Source organism: Luteibacter pinisoli (assembly GCF_006385595.1).
GTDB lineage: Bacteria > Pseudomonadota > Gammaproteobacteria > Xanthomonadales > Rhodanobacteraceae > Luteibacter > Luteibacter pinisoli.
Window position 1 is genome coordinate 2,466,483 of sequence record NZ_CP041046.1, and the last position, 26,278, is coordinate 2,492,760.

General features: G+C 64.8%; 23 protein-coding genes. 4 read left to right on the forward strand and 19 right to left on the reverse strand.

The window, feature by feature from the left end:
• Positions 1 to 5 precede the first annotated feature (5 nt).
• The 3 genes from FIV34_RS11175 to FIV34_RS11185 form a co-directional block, all read right to left on the reverse strand.
• Entirely contained in the window at positions 6 to 590 is a 585-nt protein-coding gene (locus FIV34_RS11175) for a sugar dehydrogenase complex small subunit (protein ID WP_139982721.1), read from the reverse strand.
• A 104-nt stretch (positions 591 to 694) separates the two neighbouring features.
• Positions 695 to 1,720 (reverse strand): LacI family DNA-binding transcriptional regulator, encoded by a 1,026-nt coding sequence (locus FIV34_RS11180; protein ID WP_139982723.1) that lies wholly within the window; start codon positions 1,718 to 1,720, stop codon positions 695 to 697.
• A gap of 307 nt (positions 1,721 to 2,027) precedes the next feature.
• On the reverse strand, positions 2,028 to 2,672 hold the full coding sequence (locus FIV34_RS11185) for a YceI family protein (RefSeq protein WP_170207591.1): 645 nt from the start codon (positions 2,670 to 2,672) through the stop codon (positions 2,028 to 2,030).
• 105 nt (positions 2,673 to 2,777) lie between these two features.
• Here FIV34_RS11185 and FIV34_RS20970 point away from each other — a divergent pair, with 105 nt between their 5' ends.
• Entirely contained in the window at positions 2,778 to 3,029 is a 252-nt protein-coding gene (locus FIV34_RS20970; protein WP_170207592.1) for a hypothetical protein, read from the forward strand.
• Positions 3,030 to 3,084: 55 nt separating this feature from the next.
• Here FIV34_RS20970 and FIV34_RS11190 read toward each other — a convergent pair whose 3' ends face one another.
• Positions 3,085 to 3,834 (reverse strand): DUF72 domain-containing protein, encoded by a 750-nt coding sequence (locus FIV34_RS11190; RefSeq protein WP_139982727.1) that lies wholly within the window; start codon positions 3,832 to 3,834, stop codon positions 3,085 to 3,087.
• A gap of 117 nt (positions 3,835 to 3,951) precedes the next feature.
• Between FIV34_RS11190 and FIV34_RS11195 the strand changes: the two genes are divergently transcribed.
• Positions 3,952 to 4,245, forward strand: a complete 294-nt coding sequence (locus FIV34_RS11195) for an energy transducer TonB (RefSeq protein WP_139982729.1) — start codon at positions 3,952 to 3,954, stop codon at positions 4,243 to 4,245.
• Between the two features lie 156 nt (positions 4,246 to 4,401).
• Here the strand turns inward: FIV34_RS11195 and FIV34_RS11200 are convergent, their stop codons facing one another.
• Genes FIV34_RS11200 through FIV34_RS11220 form a run of 5 tightly spaced genes read right to left on the reverse strand, consistent with a single transcriptional unit; the run spans position 4,402 to position 11,570 of the window.
• A complete protein-coding gene (locus FIV34_RS11200) occupies positions 4,402 to 5,709 on the reverse strand; it encodes a sensor histidine kinase (RefSeq protein WP_139982731.1) in 1,308 nt (435 codons plus the stop codon).
• Entirely contained in the window at positions 5,696 to 7,084 is a 1,389-nt protein-coding gene (locus tag FIV34_RS11205) for a sigma-54-dependent transcriptional regulator (RefSeq protein ID WP_139982733.1), read from the reverse strand. Before FIV34_RS11205 ends, FIV34_RS11200 begins: the two co-directional genes overlap by 14 nt.
• A 10-nt stretch (positions 7,085 to 7,094) precedes the next feature.
• Positions 7,095 to 9,536 carry an ADOP family duplicated permease gene (locus FIV34_RS11210; protein WP_139982735.1) on the reverse strand — a complete coding sequence of 814 codons (2,442 nt, stop codon included), beginning with the start codon at positions 9,534 to 9,536 and terminating at the stop codon, positions 7,095 to 7,097.
• A complete protein-coding gene (locus tag FIV34_RS11215) occupies positions 9,533 to 10,303 on the reverse strand; it encodes an ABC transporter ATP-binding protein (RefSeq protein WP_139982737.1) in 771 nt (256 codons plus the stop codon). Before FIV34_RS11215 ends, FIV34_RS11210 begins: the two co-directional genes overlap by 4 nt.
• 16 nt (positions 10,304 to 10,319) lie before the next feature.
• Positions 10,320 to 11,570, reverse strand: a complete 1,251-nt coding sequence (locus FIV34_RS11220) for an efflux RND transporter periplasmic adaptor subunit (RefSeq protein ID WP_139982739.1) — start codon at positions 11,568 to 11,570, stop codon at positions 10,320 to 10,322.
• 437 nt (positions 11,571 to 12,007) lie between these two features.
• On the opposite strand from FIV34_RS11220, the gene FIV34_RS11225 reads away from it, so the two are divergent.
• Positions 12,008 to 15,667: a LamG-like jellyroll fold domain-containing protein gene (locus FIV34_RS11225; RefSeq protein WP_139982741.1), complete on the forward strand. Its 3,660-nt coding sequence runs from the start codon at positions 12,008 to 12,010 to the stop codon at positions 15,665 to 15,667.
• Between the two features lie 5 nt (positions 15,668 to 15,672).
• On the opposite strand, the gene FIV34_RS11230 is transcribed toward FIV34_RS11225, so the two are convergent.
• From FIV34_RS11230 to FIV34_RS20975, 4 genes are read right to left on the reverse strand one after another with little or no spacing between them, the layout of a single operon-like run.
• The gene (locus FIV34_RS11230; RefSeq protein WP_139982743.1) at positions 15,673 to 16,026 is read right to left on the reverse strand and encodes a PHD finger domain-containing protein; all 354 of its coding nucleotides are present in this window, start codon (positions 16,024 to 16,026) and stop codon (positions 15,673 to 15,675) included.
• Between the two features lie 38 nt (positions 16,027 to 16,064).
• On the reverse strand, positions 16,065 to 16,544 hold the full coding sequence (locus FIV34_RS11235; protein ID WP_139982745.1) for a hypothetical protein: 480 nt from the start codon (positions 16,542 to 16,544) through the stop codon (positions 16,065 to 16,067).
• Positions 16,545 to 16,577: 33 nt separating this feature from the next.
• Complete coding sequence (locus tag FIV34_RS11240; protein ID WP_139982747.1) at positions 16,578 to 16,955, reverse strand: hypothetical protein; 378 nt, start codon at positions 16,953 to 16,955, stop codon at positions 16,578 to 16,580.
• 35 nt (positions 16,956 to 16,990) lie between these two features.
• On the reverse strand, positions 16,991 to 17,137 hold the full coding sequence (locus FIV34_RS20975; protein ID WP_170207593.1) for a hypothetical protein: 147 nt from the start codon (positions 17,135 to 17,137) through the stop codon (positions 16,991 to 16,993).
• 194 nt (positions 17,138 to 17,331) lie between these two features.
• Here FIV34_RS20975 and FIV34_RS11245 point away from each other — a divergent pair, with 194 nt between their 5' ends.
• The gene (locus tag FIV34_RS11245) at positions 17,332 to 17,958 is read left to right on the forward strand and encodes a hydrolase (protein ID WP_139982749.1); all 627 of its coding nucleotides are present in this window, start codon (positions 17,332 to 17,334) and stop codon (positions 17,956 to 17,958) included.
• Here FIV34_RS11245 and FIV34_RS11250 read toward each other — a convergent pair whose 3' ends face one another.
• The 6 genes from FIV34_RS11250 to FIV34_RS11275 all read right to left on the reverse strand — a co-directional run bounded on the left by FIV34_RS11250 (position 17,959) and on the right by FIV34_RS11275 (position 26,276).
• The gene (locus FIV34_RS11250; RefSeq protein ID WP_170207594.1) at positions 17,959 to 20,808 is read right to left on the reverse strand and encodes a sensor histidine kinase; all 2,850 of its coding nucleotides are present in this window, start codon (positions 20,806 to 20,808) and stop codon (positions 17,959 to 17,961) included.
• A 272-nt stretch (positions 20,809 to 21,080) separates the two neighbouring features.
• Positions 21,081 to 21,854, reverse strand: coding sequence for an alpha/beta fold hydrolase (locus FIV34_RS11255; protein ID WP_211352629.1), 774 nt, complete (start codon positions 21,852 to 21,854; stop codon positions 21,081 to 21,083).
• A gap of 118 nt (positions 21,855 to 21,972) precedes the next feature.
• Positions 21,973 to 23,394 (reverse strand): alginate export family protein, encoded by a 1,422-nt coding sequence (locus FIV34_RS11260; protein ID WP_139982753.1) that lies wholly within the window; start codon positions 23,392 to 23,394, stop codon positions 21,973 to 21,975.
• Positions 23,391 to 24,263, reverse strand: a complete 873-nt coding sequence (locus FIV34_RS11265) for a glyoxalase (RefSeq protein WP_139982755.1) — start codon at positions 24,261 to 24,263, stop codon at positions 23,391 to 23,393. Before FIV34_RS11265 ends, FIV34_RS11260 begins: the two co-directional genes overlap by 4 nt.
• Positions 24,264 to 24,280: 17 nt before the next feature.
• Entirely contained in the window at positions 24,281 to 25,900 is a 1,620-nt protein-coding gene (locus FIV34_RS11270; protein WP_139982757.1) for an MFS transporter, read from the reverse strand.
• Entirely contained in the window at positions 25,890 to 26,276 is a 387-nt protein-coding gene (locus FIV34_RS11275) for a DoxX family protein (protein WP_211352630.1), read from the reverse strand. The genes FIV34_RS11270 and FIV34_RS11275 overlap by 11 nt, the downstream gene beginning before the upstream one ends.
• Positions 26,277 to 26,278 lie beyond the last annotated feature (2 nt).

The window sequence follows — 26,278 nt, forward strand, 5'->3', positions numbered from 1 at the left end:
GCGGCTCAGTCGGTCGCGATGCTGGCGGGCGCAACGGCCCAGTGATCCGTACCTGCACGGGCGTACGTGGGAATCACGGTGACATCGCGGGTCGGTTCGAACATGAGCGCCCCGGTGTAGGTGATGAACTGCGTGTCGTCCTTCACCACCAGGCCTTCCGGCGTGCCGGTATAGCCGAGGTACCAGCCACTGACGATGCTCACGGCGAGGGCCTTGAGCTCGGGGTTCCTATCCACCGCCGAGCCCTTGAAGGCACGCATGTCGTCGACGCCGGCGATGTCCATCGCCCTGACCAGGCGGGTGACGCTGGCGCCGAACGCGCGGTTGCCCTGCGCGAGCGCGGCAAACAGGCGGGCGGAGATGTCGGGCGGCAGGTGCGCGCGGCCGGTCAGGCGCTCGCCGAGCCCGAGGAACGCATCGAGGTCGGCGGGGCTGGCCTGGGCGGGGGCATCGGCGTAAGCCATGCGAGCCCAGGGAAGCAGGGCTGCGGCGGCGGCCATCAGGCCAGCGGAGAGGAGAACGCGACGGCGTGCCGGATTTTCAGGCAAAGCGTCGCCACCCGCCGCCTGGGCAACAGGAGGGTTGGACATGGATGGGGCTTCCTTTTGCGACGGCTGAGAAGCGGAAGAGCCTTCGAAGTATGAACAGCCGTTCTGAGGTAAAACCGTCAATCCTTCAGATTGATGGTTTTACCTCAAGCCACGTCGGGCAGGTTTTCGCGCATGACGATGCTGGTCGGCTGCAGCATCGGCGACGGCGTGGCGGCACGGCCAAAGCGCGCCAGGACGTGCTGTAGCGCCCGCGCGGCCTGGGCGGCGAGGTTCTGGTCGAGCACGGCATCCATGTGGCCGAGCTCCAGCAAACGGCGATTGCTGTCCGTCAAGTCGTGCCCGATGAAGATAACGTCATGTGGCTTGGTCTCGGCAACCAGCACATCCGCGACGCCTTCATCGCCCACGGACGTGTTGTAGATGCCACGCAAACCGGGCACGGCGCGCAGGACATCACGGGTGATGTCGGCGGTGCTGCCCGGGTCTTCGCGACTGTCACCCCGGGCGATGATGCGCACGTTGGGGAACGACTGGCGCAGCACCTGGGTGAAGCCACGCTCGCGTTGCTCGTGGCTGCGGAAGTGGTGGTAGCCCTTGATCAGCAGGATGGGCCCGCCTTGCGGCCCGAGGAACCGGCCCATCAACTCGCCGGCCAGACGGCCGGCCGCCTCGGTATCGGTACCCACGTAAGCCAGGCGCCCGCTGTCGGCGATGTCGGACGCCAGCGTCACCACCGGGCAGCGCGATGCCACCCGACGGACGGCATCGCGCACGACGGGATGATCGTGCGTCGTGAGCACCAGCGCATCGGCATGCCGGGCCAGGGCTTCGATCTGCTCGGCGATATTCGCCGGAATGATGCTATCGAAGGTGTGCACGGCACAGCGCACCTTGAGCTGGTGCATGGCCATCTCGTGGTCGCCGAATCGCCGGGCCAGCTCCTTATAGAAGTGGATGGTCGGCGACTGCATCAGGATCGGCACGTTGAGCCAGCGCGCCGGCGGGGTTTCGATCACCCGGTTGATCTTCAGCCGCTTGGCGGCTTCCAGCACCAGCGACTGGGCCCGCTCGCTGACGCCACCCCGCCCATTGAGCACCCGGTCGACGGTGGCCGGGCTGACGCGAGCGGCGGAGGCCAGGTCGACGATGCGGGTTTTCTGTTTGGGCATGGGAACGCAATTTGATGCAATGCACCAATTCTAGCAGTTGCGCCTCTCAACCGCCTGCCCGCAGATGTGAAGAGCAGGTGCAGAACTACTGTCCCGAGCGGAGTCGTTTGCGGCGAATCATCGCCACATCGGCACCTTTGGTGGCTTCCTTTTCCCGGCGGGCCCTCTCGCGTTCGGACCCGCTCGTGGGGCTTTTCCCCCCGTTGTCGAGGGAACCGGGCTCACCATCCGTCGGGCCCTCTTGCCGCGCCCTGGGTTTGTCATCACCGGCCATGGCCGTCTCTCCTGATCACCTGGTCCCGCTATCTCACTGCTTTACGAACTCGGTTTCAATCATGACGTCGACCTCATCCGCTTCAAGCGGTATCCACTGGCTCACGCCGAAGTCCGAGCGCTTGAACGACGCTTCCGCCGAGAAGCCCATGCGCGACTGCGCAGACCCACGGTAGGTCGTGTTCAGCACCAGCGGCTTCTTGATGCCGTGAAATTCCAGGGTGCCCGACACCGTGGCGTGGCCGCCCACGATCTTCACCGAGTCCGCCGTGAAATGGATCGTCGGGAACTTGTCGACTTCCAGATACCGCGTGGCAATGCGCTTGTCGAACGTCGAATCGCCCGTGCTGATGGATGCCGGATTGATCGTGATCGAAAGGTTCGACGCGGTGCTGCTGGTGGGCGTGTAATCGAAGCTGCCACTGATCTCATCGAAGCGCAGCGTGTACCGTGACAGGTCCATGTGGGCGAGCTTCGCCATCACCGAGGTGTGGTGCGGGTCGAGCTTGTAGCTGCCGGCCTGCGCGGCGGTCGGGTCCTTGGTCAGGCCGAGGTTCTTGTACTGGCTTGCCGCGCTGGCGTCTTCGGCCTTGGGCGGATCGGCCGGCGCCGCGCTCGCCACCGGCACCAAGGCCGCTACCGCCAGAAAAAGGCAAGTTTTTACGAACGTCGGGGCCATGCGCAAATCCAGCGAGCGGGAGGGAACGGGTAAGCTAGCCCCGTGCCGTTGGGCGTTACAACACGTCTCATGGCACCCCTCCACGCCAGCTAACAGGGATCCAACATGAAACGCGTCTTCGCTGTGCTTATCGCGACCAGTGCCGTCGCCGCGTGTGGGGATTCGCAGGAACAGGCCGCCAAGGATGCCGGCTACCTGCTTCGCATGAACCAGATCGTTTGCCATCTCGCCGCCAACGAGCTGGACAAGGTGGCCGCGTGGCTGGACCAGCGGCTCAAGGAGCATCCGAGCCTGGCCGCTTACGCAAAGCAAGGCTCAACAGAAGCCGACGATGTCTATGCAAGGCACCGCAAATAGAGCGATGGCGATCAGAAAGACAGGAGTGAATGCGAGCGGGTGCGGGATCTGGCGCTTAAGTGGCAGTGAGCTTCGCCAGGGCCAGGGCATTCGGAATGGCCTCTCCGCGCGCGGTGTTATCGAAGATGCACCACGCCACCCTGCCCTGATCGCGGGCCTCTCGCATCGTCCCGGCGACACGTTCGATGAATGTGTCGTCGTACGCCGAGTAATAGACCTGCGGTGACCCGTGCAGGCGGAGGTAGAGCATGCCCCGGTCGATGGGCGGCTCGACGCCTGCGACGGGCGGCGGATCGGCCCATACGCACGAGACACCAGTGTCGCCCAGAACGGCGGCGCCCTCCGGCGTGAACCACGAAGCGTGGCGGGGCTCGCACGCCAGTGGAACAGGCGTGCTTCTCCGGAGCATCTCGAAGAAGTCAGTGGCGATGTTGGTATCGAGGGCAAGGCTGGGCGGAAGTTGCACCAGAACGCACCCGAGTTTCTCTTCAAGTCCAGCTGTCTCCTGCACGAACGCTCGCACGAGCGACTCGCACTTCTCGAGTCGGCTTTCGTGGGTAATGGTGCGTGGCATTTTCACGCTGAAGCGGAACGCGTCCGGGACGCTGCTCTTCCAGCGGACATACGTCTTCGGCTGATGCGACCGATAGAACGACGAATTGATTTCCACGCAGGAGAACACCTGCGCGTAGCGTTCGAGATGGGTGCCGTCCGAAGGGAACGATCCGGCGACACTCGCCGGCAGCGCCCAGCCCGCGCAACCCACCCGGATGCTGCCTCCCGCTCCGCTGTCGCGCCTCGTCATGCCATATGGCCCACGTCAGTCCTGCCGTATGAAGCCCCAGGCTGACGGTGGCACCGCGCCGATGAAGGTTGCGTATCGTCAAGCTACAATCCCTCGCCTATCGACCGGAGCCAACCGATGACGTGGAAACTTGCGATCGCACTCCTTGGATTAAGCGCGGCCTCTACCGTCGACGCGGCGTCGGTCGTACGCAACACGGTGCTGGTCGACGTCGATGTCGACACCTCCGGGCACGCGACCCACACGGCCGTCGTAACGTCGTCGGGATCTAAAGACATCGACGCGCGAGCGATCGTGGCCGTGGAGAAGTGGCACTTCAACCCGCCGATGGTGCGGGGGAAGCCGGTGGCCGCACATGTGCGGGTTCCGGTAGTGTTTGAATCCGACGCCGCCCCCAATCCGTCGACATAAAAAACCCCGCAAAAGCGGGGCAAAGAAAAACAGGTCTCTGTGCTGGGTCGTAGGCACGCCCATTGGAAGCCAGCACCAACCTGCGCGGAAGGTTACGGTCTGAGGTTACGCATGTAAAGTGATCAGCGCTGGAGATACGCCGCGCCACGCAACGGACTAGCGCGCGGACACCGGTAAGCTCACACGCGCCACCGCACCGCGCGAACCTTCCCGCGCAAACAACTCCAACGTTCCGTCCTGTGCTTCGACGATTTGGCGGGATAGCGCCAGGCCGATGCCTGCGCCGTTGGCCTTCGTTGTGAAGAACGGAACGAAGAGGTTGCCGCTGGGTGGCAGGCCGGGGCCGAGATCGCTTACTTCGACCAGCACGCGGGTGCCGGCGCGACGCCAGCCGAGCAGCACCTCGTCGTCGCCGCCAGCTTCGACGGCGTTGCGCAGGAGATTGATCAGCACCTGCTCGAGCTGATCGCGGTCGCCTTGCAGGCTTAGCGATTCACCCGGCTCGATGCGGATGCGCGCGTCGTCGAACAACCGCACGACGCGTTCGCAGAACGCTGCCACATCCACAACGGCTACGTTCGGTGATGGCAGGCGCGCGAGCCGCGCGTAGTGGCTGATAAAACGTTGCAGGGCGGCGCTGCGCTGGCCGATCACTTCCAGGCCATGGCGAAGGTCGGCGTCGAGTTCGGGGCCGAGTGGCTGGCCGGCGTCGGGGAGCAGGCCGTGCAGCGTTTCCACCATGGAGCCGATCGGCGTCATGGAGTTGGTGATCTCGTGGCTGAGTACGCGCAGCAGGCGACGGAAGGCCTGGGCCTCCTCCTCACGTAGTGCACGCTCCATGGGCTGGACGACGAGGAGGCGCCCTTCCTGGCTGCGGCTGCGCAGCGCGGCGTGGCCTACCTGCCAGCGGCCGGCCTGGCCGGCAAATTCGTAAGGGACGATATCGCCGGAAGGCACGTCGAACAGGCCGGACAGCCCGAGCGCATGGGCGTCCATGCCGAGCACCTCCGACGCCTGGCGCCCGAGCAAACGCTCGCCCGCCGGGTTGACCAGGCGCAGTCGGCCATCGCGCTCGAAGGCGAACACGGCGCCATCCAGCGCGGCCAGCGTCTTGCTCAACAGCTGCAGCGATTCCTGCAGCCCGCGTTGCTCATCCTGCAGCCGCGCGGCCAGTTCGTTGAAGCGGCGCGCGATGTCACCAAAGTCGTCCTGGCGTTCGGTGCCCGAGGCACGCACGCCGTAATCCCCTTCGCGCAGGGCCTCCAGCAGGTTGGCCACGGTCTGCATGCGGCTCGGCCGGCCACCGGCGACACGCCACGCCACGACGGTGAGAAACACCACCAGCACGAACAGCGCGATCGCCTCCGCGAGCGACGGCACGCCAACCAGCAGCATGCCGCCCAGGGCCAGCAGTGCAGGCAATGCGACGAGCAGTCCGCTCGTTGCCGCCCTACTCCGCTTCATCACGCTGGAGCCCGTGTTTCTCCAATCGTCGGTACAGCCCTTGCCGCGTGATGCCGAGATGCTCCGCGGCGCGCATGAGGTTGCCGTCGTGGCGTTCCAGCGCCACACGCAGCAGCATCGCCTCGGCATCGTCGAGGGTCATCTCCTCGACGCCGCGGGGTTTCGATGACTTGCGCAGACGCAGGTCTGCCGCGCTGACGTGATCGCCGCCGAGCAGCGCCGCACGCTCCATCGCATGCGACAGCTCACGCACGTTGCCCGGCCACGCGTGGTCCAGCAAAGCACTCTCCACGGCGCTGCCGAGCACGGGCGGATCCCGGCGGTAGCGACGGCTGGCCTCGGCGAGGTAATAGCGGGCCAGCGGGATGATGTCCTCGCGGCGCTCGCGTAGCGGCGGCAGGCGCATGGGAAACACGCTGAGGCGGTAAAGCAGGTCCTCACGGAAGCGCCCGGCATCCACTTCCGCATCCAGGTCGGCGTTGGTGGCTGCCACCACGCGCACGTCCACCCGCCGCGTGCGCGACGCACCCAGCCGCTCGAATTCCCCGTCCTCCAGCACCCGCAGCAGCTTGGGCTGTTGCTCCAGCGGCAGGTTGCCGATCTCATCCAGGAACAGCGTGCCGCCGTCCGCCGTCTCGAAGCGGCCGGCGCGGTCCTGCCGCGCGTCGGTATAGGCTCCTTTGACGTGGCCGAACAGCTCCGCCTCGAACAGCGTGGGTGCCAGGCCGCCGATATCCACTTTCACGAAGGGTCGTGCCCGGCGGCCCGAGAGGCGATGAAGGCGCTTCGCCAGCACGCTCTTGCCCGTGCCGTTCTCGCCCAGCAGCAACACCGCCGCATCGCTCATGGCAATGCGCGCGACGTCGTCCATCAGCCGGCGCATCGCCGGGGATTCCGCGATAAAGCTGTCGCCGTCATCCAGCAGCAGCGCCTGCGCATCGCTCAGGTGGCGCACGTCGCGTTCCTGCCGGCGCAGTTCGATGCGCGACGCCAGCACGCTCAGCAGGCGTGCGTTCTGCCAGGGCTTCTCGATGAAATCCACCGCCCCTTCGCGCATCGCTTCCACAGCCAGCTCGATGCTCGCCCAGCCGGTCATCGCGATCACCGGCAGCTCCGGTTTACGCGCGGTGAGCTCACGGATCAACGCCAGCCCCTCCTCGCCCGAGGTCGTGTCCTGGCGGAAATTCATGTCCACGAGCACGGCGGCGAAGTCGTCGCCGGCCACCATCGCGAGCGCATCCGAAGGCGTGGCCGCTTCGCTAAACCGGTAGCCGGAGTGCTTCAACAAGAGGCGTACCGCGTCGCGCACGGCCTCCTGGTCATCGACCACGAGAACGTGCGGCAACGAGGCGCCGGATTGGGAGGGATCGGCCATGGGCGCCAGTTTAGTCGATGCGCAGGGCTTGCATCGGCCGCACATGCGCCGCGCGCCACGCCGGCGGCAGGCTCGCCAGCAGGCCCGACAGGCCGAGCACGAGCAACACCGAACCGATCGCCAACGGGTCCAGCGCCTGGATGCCGAAGAGGAAGCTGGTCAGCACGCGCGACAACACCATCGCCATCGCCAGCCCGATCGCCAGCCCCAGCCCCACCTGGATGGCCGCGGAGCGCACCACCGTCATCAACAGGCGCCCACGTGTCGCGCCGAGCGCCGCACGCACGCCATAGTCATGCCGGTGCGCCGCCACCGCCACGGACATCACCGCGTACAGCCCCACCGATGCCAGCAGCAAGGCCAGCCCGGCGAACAGGCCCACGAGCAACAGGTTGAGGCGCTGCGCGCTGGTGGTCGACGCCACCACCGTCGCCAGGGTCTGCACGTCGGAGATGGGCTGGCCCGGTGCCACTTCGTTGATGGCATCGCGCAACGCGCCGTCGTCCAACCCCATGCCCGGATGCAGCCGCACCGCAAAGCTCAGCGGGCCAAACTCGCGCATGATCGCCCAGATCCCTTCCGGCACCTGCCCCAGCGGCGTGTAGAGGATCGGCGGTGCGTTCACGGCGGGTCCGCGCTGGCGGACATCGCCGACCACGCCGACCACGCGCATCGGCAGCTGCTTATCGTCCGCGAGCCGCAGCATCACCGTGCGGCCCAGCGGATCGTCCTCGCCCAAATACTTGCGGGCAAAGGAGACGCTCACGACACATACCGCGTCGCTGCCCGCGTTATCCGCATCGGTAAACAGGCGCCCCGTCAGCAGCGGCACGCCCACGGTCTCGAGGAAGCCTGGGCTGCTCATGCGGTACTGAACACCTACCTCGGAGCCGTTCGGCAGCACGATGGGCCAGTTGAGCTGCGAGCCCGTGGGCAGGTTGCTTGAGGCACCCGCTGCCTCGGCCTGTGGCAATCGCTGCAGGCGCTCCAGCACCTTGCGGGTGAGCCCTGACGCGTCGGCGACGGTCACGTAGCGGTCCTTCACCGGCGAGAGCGTGAACGTCGTGACGTTACGGCTGCTGAAGCCCATCGGCACGGACTCCAGCGCATGCAACGTGCGGGTAAACAGCGCCGCGCCCACCAGCAGCACCACGGCGACCGCTACCTGGGCCACCACGAGCGCGCGCCCGGTGCGGCCGTCTTCGCGACTGATCCCGCTGCGTCCGCCGCCGACCAGCTCGCGCCGCCACTCGCGGCGACGGCCACGCAGTACGGCAAGCACCGTGGCGCCCACGGCGGCGACCAGGCCGGCAAGCAGGGCGAAGACCACGCTGGTGCCGGTCAGCGCGACATGTTCACCGCGCAGCCATTCCGGCGGCACGATGTCACCCATCAGCCGCAGCCCCAGCCACGCCAGCAGCAGGCCAAACGCCGCGCCCAGCAGGCCGATCAGCAGGCCTTCGCCAAACGCGGGCAGGCTCAGCCGGCCCGTCGACGAACCCAGTGCGGCACGCACGGCGCTCGCATGCGTACGCGTCAGCGAACGCAGCAGGATCAGGCTGGCCAGATTGATCACGGCGATCAACAGCACGCACGAGGCCGCACCGACGAAGAGCCAAAGCGTCTTCCCGGTGTCCCCCACGTACGCACTGCTGAGCAAGGGCAACGCGCGCGGCGGTTCCAGGCGCAGGGCCTCGCTGGCCTTCGCCATGTTGTCCGCCGAGGCCAGCACCAGCGCGGTCAGGGTGCTCGCCGTCTCCGCCGACGTACCGGCCAGCGTGGCGCCCGGCCGCATGCGCCCGATCACCATCTGGTTGGTGGACAGGTTCTGCGACGCCATGTCCGGCTGCATCGTCAGCAGCAGGTCCAGCGGCACGGGCCACTGGAACTCCTTCGGCAGCACGCCAACGATCTGCATGCCCTTGCCTTCTACCTCAAGGGTCTGCCCCACCACCGACGGGTCCGCGTTGAAGCGCGAGCGCCAGAAGGCGTGGGTGAGAATCACGGCGCCCGGGCCGTTGGGGCGATTCTCCGCCTCGTCGAAGTTACGCCCCAGCGCCATGGGCAAGCCCAGGGTCTCGAAGAAGCCGCGGTCCGCACTGGTGGCCCGGGCCACTTCCGGGCGGCCGCCCGGCGCGATGTTCACGTTGACGTTGCCGCCGTTGACCATGCCAGCGGATTCGATCGACGACATCGCGCGCAGCGGGGCGTAATAGCCCGGTGCGGCGGCGTTCTCGTTGGCGTCCAGATAGGTACCCATCGTCACCAGCCGATCCGCATTCGGAAACGGCAATGGCTTCAGCAGCGCCTGGTCGAGCAGTGCGAACATGCCGGTGATCGTGGCCACGCCCAGCGAGAGCGTGAACACCGCCAGCAGCAGAAAGGCCGGCCGCCGGAACAGGCCACGCCACGACTGGCGCAGTTCGGTGAGAACCACCGACGCCGGCATCATGGCAGGACCTCGCGCAGCAGCGGCATGTCCCTGTCTTCTTCATTGCGCAGGCGGTCGAAGGTGTCTTCGTCGACGATGCAGCCATCGAGCATGTGCACGATCCGGTGGGCCCGGCGGGCAAACGCCGGATCATGGGTGACCATGCACAGCGTGGCGCCATTGCGGTTGAGCTCTTCGAGCAGCTGCATCACTGCTTCGCCGTTACGCGAATCGAGGTTGCCGGAGGGTTCGTCGGCGAGCAGGATGCGCGGCCCACCGACCAGGGCACGCGCCACCGCGACGCGCTGCTGCTGGCCGCCGGAGAGCTGGCCCGGGTAGTGGCGATGACGGTGGCTCATCCCCACCTGGTCGAGCACCTCGCGGACGCGGCGCTGGGCCACGTCGCGTCGATAGTCGTCGCGGAAGGTCAGCGGCAACGCGATGTTTTCTTCCACCGTCAGGTCAGCGATAAGGTTGAAGGCCTGGAAGATGAAGCCGATCTTGGCGTTGCGCACGCGCGCCTGGCTGCGCAGGTCGAGGCCGGCGACATCGGCGCCATCGAGGAGGAAGCGCCCCGTGCTGGGTGAATCCAGCAGGCCGAGCATCGACAGCAGCGTGGACTTGCCGCAGCCGGAGGGCCCGGTAATGGCGACGAAGTCCCCGGCGTGGATGTCGAGCGAGACGCCGGAGAGCGCGTGGGTCTCGACCTCATCGGTGTGGAACACCTTGCCCAGGCCATCCAGGCGGATCAGGGGCGCGCGTTCATTCGCGGTGTCGGCAGGGTTCATGCGGTCGCTCTCCATGTCAGCGAAGTCGTAGGGTGTCATAGCCGGTCCACTGGCTGGTATCGGAAAGGATGGCCTGGTCACCGGCGTGCAGGCCTTCGAGCACCGCGGCGCGGTCGCTCGACATCGCGCCGTAGCGCACCGGCACGCGGTGGGCCTCGTTGTCGCCGGGGTGGATGACGAACAGGGATCCGGTGGCGTTGGGTCCCGTGGCGTGCGGGCGGCCTACGTTGACGACGTTGGCGAGCGTGCCAAGCACGACGCGACCTTCGACGGATAGCTCGGGACGCGCACCGGCAGGCAGCGCGCTGTCGAAGGCGACGTCGACGGTGACGCTGCCATTGCGTACGGAGGGATCGACGCGGATGAGGCGTCCGGTGACCTTGCCGTTGCGGGTGTCGACCTCGACGGGGAGATCGAGCGCCACTTCGCTGGCGAGGGCTTCGGGCACCTGCAGGCGCGCGATGAGGTCGTCGGGGCGGGCGACGCGCGCGAGCTTGGCGCCGGAGGCGATCTGCTGGCCGGGCTCGACGTCCACCTGCTGCAGGATGCCGTCAATGCCGGCGCGGACGCTCAGCGATTCGACCTGCTGGCGGGCGATCTCCAGGGCGCTGGCGGCTTCGTCGCGCTTGGCTTCTTCCGCGCGCACCTGCGCTTCAATGTTGGCCTGGATGGCGCCGACGCGCTGGCGCTGGATGGCGAGGCGCTTCTGGTCCTGCTCGACGGTGATCTGGCTTTGCCTGACTTCGATTTCGGCGGAGGCGCCCTTGGCGAAGGCGCGCTCGTTGGCGATGCGCTTGATGTCGGCGGTGAGCAGGTCGGACTGGGCCTGGGTCTGGATGGCCTGCGCGTCGAGCAGCTGGGAGTGCAGGAGGGCTTTCTGGGCAGTGACGGCGGCCTCGGCACCGGCGAGCGCCGCCTTCTGCTTGGCGAAGCTGGCCTGCAGCTCGGGATTCACCAGCTGCAGGATCAGGGTGCCGGTCTGCACGCGTGCCCCGGGCTCGACGACCACCTGCTGCACGGTCGCGGCCGCGCCGGCCGTGATCCAGCGGATTTGCCGGGGCACAAGCGTGCCGTTGGCGCGGATCTCGCGCTTCATGTCGCCGAGCTGGGCGGTACCGATCCAGACGTCGGAACGGATGACCGTGGGCGTGGCTTTGCCCAGGGCCAGGGAGGCCCCGACGACGGCCACCAGGGCGAAGGCACCCCCGGCCAGCCACCACAATCGGGGGCGTCGGAGGATGGGCGCGGAGGCTTTGGCGATGTCCATGCCATGGCTAGAGCACGGGGCGTGCCAAGACGGAAATGGCTTCGTAGCGCGGTTTCGGGGTGGCGAACCGTCCGTTTTCGGACAGTCGGTGTACGGATTCAGCGACTTAACGGGCCATTCATGTACCAATGGGTATAGTTATCCCAAGGTTGCCGAGAGGCACCAGTCCCACGCATCTCCGGCGGTTCCCCTGCTGCCTTTGCATTGATGGACGTTCCCCCCGAAGCCCGCGGCCCCCTCCGCGGGCTTTTTTATGGGCGTTTGATACTGGTGCCGATATCGCCGTTTCGGACGGGCTCATCACGAAATCTACTTACACCCTACGGCCCATTTCGTGGGCCTGGCTAGGCCGTATTGCCAATGGGCCCGGCCACGGTACCCGGCGTAAGGTCCCCGTTTGCCGCTGAATTGCCGCGGCTGCCGTGGAGTAACGCGCCATGAGCCAGAAAATCGTCGATTACACGCTGGATAGCCTGACCCCAGCCAACCCCGATACCTCGCTACCGGCCACTGTGACGGGATGCACGGTCGTTGCCGGCCCGGGCGCCACCTCGCTCGGCACCTACCCGCATGCGCTGGCGTTTGACGGCACGGGCGACCTGCAGGTGTCCTTGCCCCTGCCCGAGCTCGACCGGACGAAGTTCTGCGTTCGTGTCGTGATCAAGGTGGATGCGGCCGTCACAAGCCGCCAGGTACTGGCAGCAGCCAATCCCCTGCCCTTCGCGCTGTACCTCGACCCCGGTTCGGACGGCAGCGACTTCCACGTGGTTTCATCCGTAACCACGCAGGCCTATGGCGCAGGCAGCGCGTCGACCCAATACCTGCTCAAGCTCCAGCTGGGCACGTGGTATGCGCTGGACCTGGCGTATGACACCGACACGCTGGCGACCTTCGTCGACGGCACGATTTACTCGGTACATGCGTTCCCGGCCGGCACCCTCGCGGCGGGCTCGGCGGACACGCTATTCGCTGGCGTCGCCGCCAACGGTACCGGTCAGCCCTTTATCGGCGCCATGGCGGCGCTGCAGTTGCTGGCCGACATGCCCATCGAGCTGGAATCCCAGCTGGACGAACGGCGCTCCAGCCCGCAGTGGTACCTGACCTACAAGCAGGGAGAAATCAAAACCACGCTGGCCTTTGGCGTGCCGACGGGCGAGTTCTATTACGACTTCCCCAGCCTCTCGTGGATCCAGGAATTCACCGGCGGCATCCTCATGTACCAGGACGCCAACGGGCAAGCGTATTCCATGCACGGTGCCATCCTGGCGACGTACTGGGCCATGCCCAATCGCGCGGCCATCGGTTACCTCATCTCGGACGAGATGGACGGCACCATCAGCGGCTGCCGCAAGAACCTCTTCAACCGCGGCGGTATCTACTGGTCGCCCAAGTCAGGCGCCATCCCCGTGCTGGGGCAGATCTGGGTGGATTACGAAGGCATGGGCGAAGCGGCCGCCATCGGCGTACCGCAGGCCGTTGCCGCCTCCATCCCCGGCGGTACCCGGCAGATCTTCCAGAGTGCGCAGATGTACCTGAAGAATGGCAGCCCAAAGGCCTTCGAAGTCCACGGCGCCATTCTCGCGAAATACCTGTCCACGGGCGGCACGGCCACCTGGGGCTTCCCGGTCAGCAACGAAGGCGACCTCTTCAGCGCCACCCAGGCCATCGGCCGCACCAGCGAGTTCGAGGGCTGCACCATCTACTGGAGCGCCGCGACGGGCGCCTTCGAAGTCCATGGCAGCATCCGCGACACCTACCGGAGCCAGACCGGTCCCTCCGGCAGCCTTGGCTTCCCCACCTCCGATGAAACCGACATCCCCGGTGCGAGCCAGCCCGCGCGCTACAACACCTTCCAGAAAGGCAGCGTCCTCTGGTTCGGCAGCGATCCCATCGTCTGCAGGACCTTCGACATCAACCTGGGGCGCCTGGACACCAAGGAATCCGAGGGCTGGCTTCGCGGTGAGAACGACGTCTACCTGCACGCCACCATCGAGGACAGCGGCCACGTCATCCACGCCGAGCGCCTGCCCCACAGCGGCGACTCCGACGGCAACAACATCTACGAACCCAACGTCACCTTCGACCTTGGGCCGGCCGGCATCACCCCGAACTCGCCGTCGCGGATCATCAAAATGACCCTCGACGTCTGGGACAGCGACTGGCCCGATGACGACGACCACCTGGGCACGTACGAGTACACACTGGAGATGGCCAATGCCTGGGGTCGGCGCGATAACTTGAATGGGCTGTTCAACAGCGGCTCGTTCGACAACATCAATTCGATCACGTGGTCGGTATCGCAGCGCATCGACGAAGCGCTGCTTACAGAAGCGGAGAAGTGGTGGGGTGTGGATAACGCCGGCACGGATCCCCTCACCCACGAGCAATACGCCGCGGCCTTCAGCGACGTGGACTCCGAGCCGGAGGCGTGGGACCCCTTGGACTGGCTGGCCACCCTTTATTACGACCTGGTGGTGAAGCACCTTGCCAAGCCGGGTAATTGCTTTGGCATGTCCCTGTCGGCGATCTACAGCAAGAAGCATCGAAGCATTCTTCGGCTCCCGCTCAGCGACTTTAAAACCTGGGATCCGATCGTCGTCAACGAGTTCAACATCAAGCACCAGTACCAGGTGGGAGCACCGGCTATCTGGTGGTTTGTCGGTGAGTTCCTGTCGGGCAAGACGCACGACCCCATCTCCGTGTTCAAGGCCACCCGCGCCGCGAAGGCCTCCGGCTGTGATCCGGTGCTGTGCATCGCCGAGCACTACGACTTTGGCGGGGCACCGCACTGCGTCCTTCCCGTGGAGTGGGATGACCAGGTGTCTCCGTGGGAGATGCGCATCCACGATCCCAACTTCCCCACCACCTCGCCCACCGATGCCCTGCGGGTGATCTACGTCGATCCGAACAAGAACACCTTCACCTATCAGGGCGTCGGCGACGACTATTACACCGGTGGCGAATGGAGCGGCGGGCGAATGCATTACATGCCCTATAACGTCGTGAATGAGCGGCCGCGTACGCCGGTGTTCGAGGCGATCATGCTGATCCTGTCCGGCGTGATCATCCTCGTCGGTTCCGACGGCGAGACCCAAGGCCTGACAGACGAGAACGGCGTGGACCTGGATGCCTTTGGCACCGACTCGATTAACCGCCTGAAGGCCGGCAAGGCGCTGACCAACAAGTTCGTGTCGTACAAGGGCTTCAACCACGTCCGCGAATGCGCCAGGCCGCCGCGCGACAAGGTGGACCAGCCCAATGATCCGCGGCGTCCGCGCCCGCAGGGCGTGCTGACGTCCGAGTTCCACCTGCGCTCGGCGCCGAAGGTGATCACCAGCCGGACGCCGCCAAACAAGCGGGGCGGCAGCGACTGGACCCGCCTGACCCTCCGCGAGTACCTGTGCCAGGTGGCGCCGGCTGACATCCGGGAAAAGTTCGCGCGGCAGCCGGAATATGTCAGTGCCAATAACGGCCGGCTGATTTACCACCTGGCGGAATCGGATCTGTTCAAGAAGATCCTTGGCGCGAAGGAGAACAAGGGCGTCGTCGCTGCGAACCCCTTCCCGGCCGTGTCAGGCAATTTCATCCACACCACGCGCTCCATTCGCGGCGGGCGGATTGTGTACGCCATCAAGAACGGCCTCAGCCAGTACCTCCTCACGGGGGATGCCGGTACCAACGAGCTGCATACCTTCACCGTAACCGACCTTGGCAGCCAGAACAGCAAGCTCTCGGTGAAGAGCTACCGCGACCAGAGCCTCACCCTGCTCGTCCAGCACCGCCTGGGCGCAGGCAACGACCAGCTACGACTGACCATCGACAACATCCCCATCGCGGCCGGCGGCGAGCTGCAGATAAACATCAAGCCGGGCATCGGCGGCGTGGAGCTGGTCTCCGCTGGGCAGGTGATCAAGGCCGATGTCAGCCTGGTTTACACCAAACAAGGCACGAAGCTGAGCAGCCAGTTCGCGGTGAAGGAGAAGGAAGGCGTACGCATCGTGCCTTCCACCGTCATCAGCGCGAACCAGCTGAAGGTGAGCCGGATCAATGCGTTGTTTGGGGCGTCGCAGGGGAGTTCGATGGTGGTGGCGAGCTAGCCGTCTTACAGAACGTCGGGGACGAATTTCGCCAGACACTGGTGCTTTCGGAGCTTGCCGTCGGGAATCGTCACTGCTGGTGAGCCACCGTAGGGCTTGCCAGTCTCGACGTCCTCTGGATCTTTAAACACACCGGCGTGGTAACTGGTTTGGCACTCATCGTACTTATTACAGACAGCCAGCTTGGTGCAGATAACGGCACCACCCCTCTCGTAGACGTAATACGTCGCCCCTGAGTACGGCGGCCTGGGGTAGGTTTCAGTACGAATGGTGATGGGTTCGCGGCCCGCGGCGTTCGATATAGCTGGTAGGACCCATGCCATCATGATGGCGACTGCGATCCATTGTCTGAGCAGCATCCTGGTGTCTCCTGGCAAAAGTATGAATCAGACCTTCCCTATCGCGCCTCAAGCTGACCCGTCGCGTTACTCATGACCTCGAGGATCGATTTGCCTTCGACGTGAATGTGTTCAAACACGCCGTGCTCGCCGGAAATGATGGCCGAGTAGCTCATCGCGCCGTCGACCCACGCAAAATTGAGGCTCAGGACAAAGCCCTTCCTTACCCACCTATCCCATTCGGAGAGCAAATGGGACAGGCGCGCCGTTTGGGCGACGTCAAAGGTTGCGTCGTCTCCGAAGGGATAGGCCTTGGCAAGCGTGCCAAGAAGGTCGCTCGTATCCATCCGGAAGAACAGATCCTGACCTCGGAAGCCGTCCAGGAGCACGGTATAGATTTTTCCGTTCGTGCGCTCCCCATCGAACTTGATGAGTGCGCCGGCGTGTTCACGTTTCGCGATCGCTTCAGCGGACAGGACGTACTCAGCTGCCTTGTTCCAGTCCAGCGCTTCCTGGTGCAGGTTACTGTCGACGCTCATGCGTAGTCCTTTCCTTAGGGTCGTGGTGGATGATCATAGCCAATCGGCCACGTTCAACGTGTAGCCCATGAAAGAATGGGCATGGGCGGCTGCATCTTCGGCGGTCTCGAAGAAACCAATGCCCGCGACATCCATGAAACTCTGCCGCAGCCCGTCAGATGAGAATCCAAGGATCGCCAGGTCGGCATCCCTGTCGCCTATGAACATCCAGGCCCGGCTTTCCGGAAGGACGATGAAGCGATGCGATGCATCGTAAGGCGAAACGAAGCCCTTCCATCGATTGCCGTGGGTCAGGAACTCTTCAATGGCAGCCGGGTCATCGGCACCCGTCGCGACCAGACCACCGGACCCGGTTTCGCGGAGATACTCCACCGGGTCCGGATACGTACAGAACATGGCGAAGGGCTGCATGGCGCATTCCGCGGACCAGTGGCAGACAGCCTTCACTACTCAGGGACGAACAAGACCGAGTAGTCGCCAAAGACGGCGAATCTCAGACCGGGTCCAAGCGACATATAGAACGGCAACTCGGGATCGTCACCCGACAGCTGAATCCACCGTTCCAGGTCGGCTAGTGCGGTAATGGGCTGCATGCGGCGCTCCCTGGTCCCAGGATCATGTCCGAGACCGCACTTTGCCATGTGTACCGGGCACTACGGAAGTCGGTCACCCCAACCGGCATCGCCTACCGCCGCACTTGCGCGAAGCGGCCCTATCCCGGGACCAATTGCGCAAGAGCGCCCCGTAAGCGCGCGCGATCATGGTGCTTTCCCCGACGGACCCGCCCATGACCATGCTTCCGCTCTTGAGCCCCGATGAATGCGCCGTCGTCCTTGTCGATGAACAGGCGGGCCTCGCGTTCGCCGCCGGCTCCCAGGACCGCCAGGTGCTCCGCAGCAACGCCGTGGCCCTTGCACGGACCGCCGTCGCGTTCAAGGTCCCTGTTGTCGTCAGCACATCGGCGTCGAAAGTCTACAGTGGCCCGCTGATGCCACCACTTCGCGCGGCACTTCCAGATATCACGCCCATCGAACGGCGGAACATGAACCTGTGGGAGGATGAGGCGGGGCGCTCAGCCGTGGTCGCCACGGGCCGCAAGACCCTTGTCATCGCGGGCCTGCTCACCGAGGCCTGCGTGAGCTTCCCCGTGCTCTCGGCGCTGCGCGAGGGGTACCGCGTCCATGTCGTCGCGGATGCCTGCGGGGGCCTGACGCCAGCAAGCCACGATGCGGCGCTCCGACGGCTCGAACAAGCGGGCGCGGTGCTCACGTCATGGCTCCAGTTTCTGCTCGAGCTGCAGCGGGACTGGACCCGACACGATACGTACGAAGCGGCGCGCAGCATCGTCGTCGACCATGGCGGTGGCTATGGCATCGGCCTTGACTACGCGCGGGACATGATAAAGCCAGCGTGATCAACGCCTTCTTCGCCGCGAATCCCGCCACCGACGCGACTTTGAGACCAGCGGAACACGAAGTTCGATAACCGTCCGTCCTGGTTCGCTGTGCATGGTGAGGTGCGCGCCCGCACTCGCAGCGCGCTCCTGCATCGTGATCATGCCCCAATGACCTGGGCGTCGCCCTTCTTCGAGCACCTGGGCAGGAATACCGCACCCATCGTCAACGATGGTTGCGGTCAGGCTTTCCGACGCGTATGTCAGCGTCACATGGACAACGTGCGGCGACGCATGCACGAAAGCGTTGTGGACCGCTTCCCTCACCACGTCGAGAACCAGCTGACTGAGGTTATCGCCGAGTGGTCGATCGTCGCCAACGACTTCAAGCAAGAAGTCCGCGGGGGAACCCTCAGCATGATCCTGCCCGATCAGGCGGATCGCCTCGGAAAGAGGCAGGCCCGCGGCGCCAAGGCTCCGCAGTGTGATGACCCGTGCCCGCGCTTCGAGGACCAAACCCAGAATCTGGTCGGCGACGGTCCCAAAACTGCTTTTCAGGTCATCCGGTGCACGCGGATTGGTCTTCCACGCGCCGACGCGCAAGGCAACACCCAGCATTCCCTGCAGCATCGAGTCGTGAAGTTCACGGGCGATGCGATCTCGCTCTTCGAACTGGGCCCGCAGCCGATCTAACTGGCGACGTTCAACGACGTGCAGACGCCATCGGTGGGCGCCGTAGAAAGCCACCGCGCTGATAATCGACAGCAGTGCAACGAAGAGGAACGTCTCGGTAAACGCAGGGAGCGCCCTGACTTTCGGAGAGACCACGCTTGCGGACCAGTCGCCTTCGGGTCCCCGTGCCTGCACTTCGAACTGGTAGTCACCTGGTCCAAGCGCTTCGTATTTGACGGTTCCATTCACGCTTCCCACGTGCCATCCGTCGTCCGTGCCACGAAGGCGATAGCGAAGCTGCACGCGGTCCGGATCTCGCAGGGAAACACCGGTGAAAGCCACGTCGAGAGCGCGATTGTCGGCTGAAAGGGTACTTTCGCGGGACAGCGGGAGCGCCCCTGCCGGGGACGACATGCCCGTTATGGCGGCGTGAGGTCCTTGATGAGAACGCAATGCCAGGGGATTGATCTTGGCGAGACCTGATGTCGCCGCTACCCACAGTAAACCGTTCGCATCGAGATGCAGGGTCGGCAGTGGCCGTGTCTGCTGGGCGCCGCCCGGGAGGCCGGCGCTGGCCTCGATTATGCGAAACGCCGCCTCATCTGCCTTGCCGGACATGACCGCTGCAAGCTCAGCCGCGCCGACCCTGACCACGCCTGCACGACCGCTTGCCCACAGGGCACCGTCCGCGGTGCGTACAAGCCCGGTAACCCCACTGAGCAAGTTCGCCTGGCGCAGTTTTAGCGCGTGGAATACGGTGCCTTCGAACCAGCCCACCCCGAGTTCACCGCCGACGAAGAGACGCTCGCCGGGCAAAATGGCGCCGACCGCGCCGACCTCACTCATTAAAACCTCAGTGGCCCTGGGCTGCGCGTCCGACGACATATCAACCAGCGCCCCATTCGCATAACCCATCCACGTGCGGCCCTGGCCGGCCGCCGCCGCGACGAGCGGCCAACCCTTCGCCAACGGCGTGCCAGGAGATATTGGGCGCCAATGGTTCTCGTCGACGAGAAATAGTCCGTGGTCCCTGACGCTCACCCAGAGCCGACGGGCATCCAATGGAAGAGCCACCTGGAGAGGCTCATCTCCTAGACCCTGAGGTCGTCGCGAGAATGTGGATAGATCAGCACCCGACAACCGAACGATGTCTCGGTGACCACCCAATACGACTGTCCCATCCGGAAACTCGCCAATCGCCGTGGTGGCAAGGTTCGGCGCGAGGGCGACAAGTCCCGTCGCACCCTGGCGATAAAGTACGTCGTCGACGGCATGGGAGTCGGAGGCGACAACGACCGTACCATCGCGCTGGGGCATCACTGCAAAGTAGTAGGTCGCGGTCGACAAAGGGACCGCTTCCACCTCCGACGGTTGAAAGCGGACAAGCCCGCTCTTCGTCCCAACCCAGGTATTACCCTCTGCGTCTGCAAGCAATATAGTTGCCCCGATGTCTTGGCCCAGCGCGAGGAAATCGGTGGCATTGGGCGTGGCGTCCGGACTGACGACCGTTTTCGGATATCCGGTGAACACGCATACCGTGGGGCATTTCCCAAGCAGCGTCCAGAAATGCCCCCTGACGTCAAACGCTGCAAGCTTGCCTGCCTGGAACCGCCTTGCCGGCTCGCTGGACCGGACGTCGGAAAGCAGTTGAAGATTGCCTTGGGACGAATAATAGACGCGACCATCCGGCGTTGGATAAAAGCGACCGGTCGGCTGAGCCGTTATCTGTTCGACACGCGTCGCGTTTCTACGCAACCGATAAGAGCCGCTCTCGCTTGCGAGGACCAGGCTTCCTTCGTCATCGAGAATGGCATATCGAATACGATCACCGGGTAGTCCCCACCGCCGGTTGTCACACATGGTCCACCGCCCATTCGTGAGGACGTAGAGCTTTCCATTGGCCGCGGCGAACGTCCGACCTGTGCCATCGATCACTATCCACTCTATTCCGGCATCAGGCAGCCCGGGAGGTGCAGTGATGGTATTGCCGTCCGCCTCGAGGTGGCGGGCGCTTTCACGTCCATAGACGACCCACAGGCCGCCACTCGCATCAGGGATCAGGCTCGATACCAGACGAGAGCCGCGATACCCGGGCGGCAGGAGCTCATGGGCACTGAACGATCGTCCATCGAAGCGGTAAAGACCTCCAGATGTGCCTAACCACAACCAACCCGTCGTGTCCACGGCAAGAGCCTGCACGTCCTGAGGAGCCCCTTCCTGAGCTCCCCAGGTCGTGGTGATGTAGCCGGGAATCTCACTAGCGACCGCCCACGGCGACGCTGCCATCGCGACGAACAGCGCGAGGCAGAGTCGAATCCAGCATCGGGGCAGCCCGAACCGGCAAGTTAGGCAAACCATCGAGGATCCCCCTATTGCATGTCGCACCTGGCGCGCCAACGCGTCACTAGACGGCTCTGGCACTTCCTATATCATGCGCAGGCAAATAGGGCACCCATCATCGACAGTCGGGATCACCTTCCTCCGGCGACCGATTCGGCGGCCTCTTCAATCACCTTTGCCACGTCCTTCGGATGCGAGAGAAGTGACACGTGGCTCGAATCGAGAATCGTGGTTTTGGCATTCATCTGCTTCGCCGCATCGCGTTCGAGCTGCGGGCTGATGACGCGATCGTTCGCCGAAACGATGTACCAGGACGGGTGGTCCTTCCACGCTGCGTGGGTCACCTTGTCAGCAAACGTACTAGCAGCCAGCGCACCCTGGGTCACTGCCATCGTCTTCGCCTCGGCGCGTGGGAGGTCCGGCGCAAAGTTTTCAATCACGCCCTGCTCGGTCTGGTAGAGGAAGCCATGCCCATCGTCACGGAGGGTGCCGATCGCCGGCGTCTTCGGATAGGCGTTGACCAGCTCGCCGGCTGCCTGGCCATCATTGTTGGCGAAAGCCGCGACGTAGACGAGGGCGGCGACCTTCGGGTCATTGCCGGCCTCGGTGATCACCGTGCCCGCCCAGCTATGACCAACGAGCACCACCGGGGCGGTGGTCGACTCAAGGACCTGCTTCGTGGCCGCGACATCGGCAGCGAGCGACGTCAGCGGATTCTGGACGGCAAAGACCGTGTAGCCCTTGGCCTGGAGGAGCGGGATAACCTTGTTCCAGCTCGAACCGTCCGCCCATGCACCGTGCACAAGCACGATGGTCGGCTTCTTGCCTTCGGCGTGTGCGCCAGTGAGCGAACCGACGGCCAGCGCGGCAACGGCCAGCGCGCGAGAGAGGAAATGCTTCTTCACGGGAATGCTCCTGGGGATATGAGTCGAACGACGATGCCGACCTCCCCAGAAGGATAGGAATGCTACCGCCCGGCCGATTGAAACATCGGCAGCCATTCGCAGCACGTCCATGCATCGCTTACCACCCAAAGAGCACCTGCACGCTGCCGTAGTTGCCATCGCTGCCACCCGCATCGCGTATGGTGCGGCCCGCACGAAAATGGTCTCCTTCGATAGAGAACGTGATGCCTGGACGCCACTTCCAGTCGAGGCGGAGCTGGCCGTACATCCCCGTCCATTTGCCGCCCCTCCCGGCTGTATCGACAAGTGCGTTGTTGGGCTGGACGTAAATCGCATCCCTCGTGGTGCGCCGCCACTGCAACCCGACCGCACCGAGCAACGTCAGGGTGGAGGAAGGCTTGAGGGTGATGCTGGGTTTGACGTGGACGAGGTTGGCGTACCCCGTATAACCGGCTAGGGAGAAGTAGTAACCGTTGGGAAACAGCGGATTGAAGGTGCCGACGCGGCCGTCGCCGGGGTGGTCATCACCGGAGGCGGTGTCGACCTGCATGCCGATGCGCGGCGTCCACGTCGCGTCCGTCAAAGTCCAGCCCGCCCGCGTACCGACAGCCCATGCGTGGATGGCTGTATCCCCCACCCGGCCGCGCTGCCGCATGCCCTCGACGTCCCAGTCGAGGGGACCATGCTGTCCGGCAAAGCGCACATCGTCGACACGCCGGCGTTCGTTGCCGCGTGCATCGAGGAACGATGCACCATCGGTGTCGTACCAGGCGTGGTAGTACGACAGCTCGTTGGTTCCGAACACATGACGCTCGACGCGAACCATGTGGAACCGGTCGTTCGAGCCTGAGGTGTCATCAAAGGCGTGCTCGTCGCGGTACTGAACGGGGTGGCTGACGAAGGCAATGACGCGCCAGGGACCACGTTCGAAATTGGCCCAGACCGCATCGAAGGACTGGCGCACATTGGGTCCATCACGCAGGGAGACGAAGCGTTGCAGGTCCAGTGCGAAGTCCTGGCGCCCCGCGCGCACGCGGACCGTGCCACCGAGGACGTCACCTTGCCACGCGAGGAAGGCCAGGCGGACGTCCGCACGATTGCGATCGGTTGGCCCCCAGCTGGCCTTCGCAAAGGGACGGGCATCCTCGAGCTGTACGAATGCCAGCCAAGGTGCTCCCCAGCGCAGGCCTGCGTGCACCTGGAGGCGCTGCAGGAGATAGGTGTCGTCGTCACGACCGATGCCAAAGGCCGGTGCGTTATTGGTCTCGACCCGCTCGCGCAGCAAGGCGCCAAAGGTAAGGTAGTGGTCGCCGCCGGGGCCGAGGGGGAGGTATTTGAGGGAATCGCCCGGCTGGCGGGTGACCGCCGGGTTGGCGAGAACCGACCAGTCCTCCTGCCAGCGATTGGGCAGGATGGCCGGCCGACCTGGCGTGCTGACGACGCCGTCGTTCGTCGTGCCCTTTTCGTCGGGCACGTCCTGGGCGCCCGCCGTGGTCGCGAGAAAGAAGGCCGCGACGAGCGGGAGGCCGCGACGGGTCATTTGCTGCTGTGAAGTTCAGCGACGTAGCCGCCGGGGAACTGCACCATCGCAGCATGGCGATCGCCTTCCGCATGCGCATCGACAACAATCTTTGCACCACTGTCCTTCGCTCGCTTGAGCGTGGCGTCGAGATCGGTGACCTCGTATCCCGTCAGCTCCGTGCCGTAGGGCCAGTCGAGCTGACCGTTAGTCACGAGCACGGTGGCCTTCCCGTATACCGACTCGATGCGGATGCGGCGATAGGTTACGCCCCGGCGCCCGAGCTCGGTGCCTGGCGCATGGCGATCATCGGAGACGACCTTGCCGTGGGAAAATCCGACGAAAGCTTTGACGAAGGCATCAGCCGATTCAACGGGAAGGTAGACGCGATTCTCTGGGACATGCTCGAACGCGGCGTAAGCGGGCTTTTTCGTGTGCCAGTACAGCTGCATGTTGACGCCGCCCGGCCAGGTGACGACCGCGTCGCGCCCGATAGGGTCATCGAAGGGTGCAACCAGGGTCGCCGCGCCTGCCGCGTTCGCGGCCTTTACCGCTGCATCAAGGTCGGTCACGAGATATCCGGTGCGCTCAAGCCCAAAGGGATACGGGACCGGAGTGCGAAAGCCGAAGACCGACACGGTGCCAACCGGCGTCTGCACGAGCTGCGAGGACGTGCTCGACGGCGTCGGGGTGACGGTCACGACGACCTGTTTGGTCGACTGGCCGCCGAATGTTGCCGTGAAGCTCCTGACGAACGCGTCGACATCGGACGGCGCAACGTAAACGTGGGTCGTGTCGTACTGGGAACCGACCGCATAGTCGGGCGTTTCGGCCATGGCGGCCGAGGAGACGAGCAGCACGAGGGAGGCAATAAGGCTGTAGGGGCGCATGGGCGAAGTCCGTGTATTCATGAAGAAGGAAGGCCCTGCGCTACCGCGCGGGCGCTGACACCGATGAGATGTGTAACCAGCGGCGGCTGGGGGCCGCGATGGAAGGCCAGGGCCTCCGCCTGGATATCCGCGCCAGCGTGGCTGAAGCGCTCGTGCTGGCGTAGATGTTCGGCCCAGGATTCGACCATGAACCACTCGACGACCCGCTCGGGATTTCCCGAGTCCTGGGTGACACCCCAGGCGTAGGCACCGTCACGCAGGCGCTCTATCGAAAAGCGTTCAAGGACGACGAGGAAGGCCGCGAGCCGCTCGCGGGCCACGTCATACTCGACAAGGATGAGCACCGGACCACGGTCGTTAGCCACGGGTTCTGTCGTCAGCGGCTCGGCCCACTGGTGCGCCGAAGAAAGATCAAGCTCAGCCGATGGCAGCGGCATGGCACGCATGACGAACGCAGCAACGACAAGGCCAGCCGCACTCACGATGAGCGTGGGCGCCACACCCACCGCCTCGGCGAGCGCACCCCAGCCGATACTCCCTGCCGCCATCGCGCCATTGAATACGGTGAGGTACACCGCAAGCGCCCTGCCCCGCACCCAGTTGGGCAGGATACCCTGGGCGACCCCGTTGAACGTCGTCAGCGACATGATCCATGCACCGCCGAGCACCAGGAGTGCCAGGAACGCGGCAAGTTTATTCGGAACGATGGCGAGAATAACCATGACGAGGGCGGAGAGGAGCGCCGCGCCGAGAAGCAACGCATCCGCGCTGCACCGTGCGCGCATCTTTGGCAGGAGCAACGCACCGAGGATGGCGCCGGCACCCACTGCCCCCATCAATACGCCATAAAAGCCGGCCCCGCCGTGCAGCGTGCCGCGCGCGACCAAGGGCAGGAGCGCCCAGACAGCAGACGCAAATGCAAAAAACACCGCAGCCCGGATGAGCACGACATGCAGCTCACGGCTGGCCTTCGTGAAGCGTAGTCCCGCCCTGAAGGCGCCGAGGAAGTTTTCCGGCAGCGCCGTGTCGGCCGTGCTCTTGCGTCGCCACCAGACAAGGGCTGCGATGACGAGGAAGTAACTACAGACATCGGTGCCGTAGGTCACCGCCGCCCCCATGCCCGCGAGAATCAGACCACCCGCGGCAGGGCCGATGGCACGGGCAATGTTGACTCCGAGGGAATTGAGGGAGACCGCGTCCTTGAGCTCCGACCGGTCGACCAGTTCGGGCACGATGGATTGCCAGGTCGGCCCAATCAGTGCGGCGCCAATCCCGCCGACAAACGTCAGTGCGACGAGCGCCGCGATACTGAGGTTGTGGGTTGCCGCAAGCATCATCAATGTGGCACTGACACAGGCCAGGAGGACCTGCACCGCAATAAGGAAGCGCCGGCGGTCGAGGATGTCGGAGAGGACGCCTGCGGGAATGGCCAGCAGGAAGATGGGCAGCGACCCCGCAGCCTGGATGAGCGAAACCGCCGCCGGACCACCGCCAAGTTCGGTCACCATCCAGGAGCTGGCGATATCACGCATGAAGGTGCCGGTGTTCCCCAGCACCGTCGCTACCCAGAGAATGGCAAAGGTTGCGTGCTTAAGCGGCCTGAGGCTATCGGCAAGCCCACCCTGCTCAGTGGCCATGGCGGGTCCCCCGAAGGTCAAGCCAGCCGACGTAGACGAAGGCGCCTGCAAGGCCGAGGTGTTCGAAGAAGCCGTTCATCATCATGTCGCGCCCGGGGCCTGCCGCCTCATGCCACCAGGCGTTGGCGAGGAAGTTGGCCGCAAAGGTAAAGAGGGCGAGTGCGAACGCGCCAATCCACCGGAAGTGCCCGGTGAGGACGGCAAGCGCGCAGACCAGTTCGAAGGCGATGACGCCTGCCGCGAACAGGTGCGCTGGGGACAGACCAAAGTGCTGCATCTCGCCGATGGCGGCATTGAAATCGATGAGCTTGCAGATAGCGCCCTGCAGATAGGCAGAGCAAAGCGCCAGAAGCGCGAGCCACAGCACAACGTCCACGC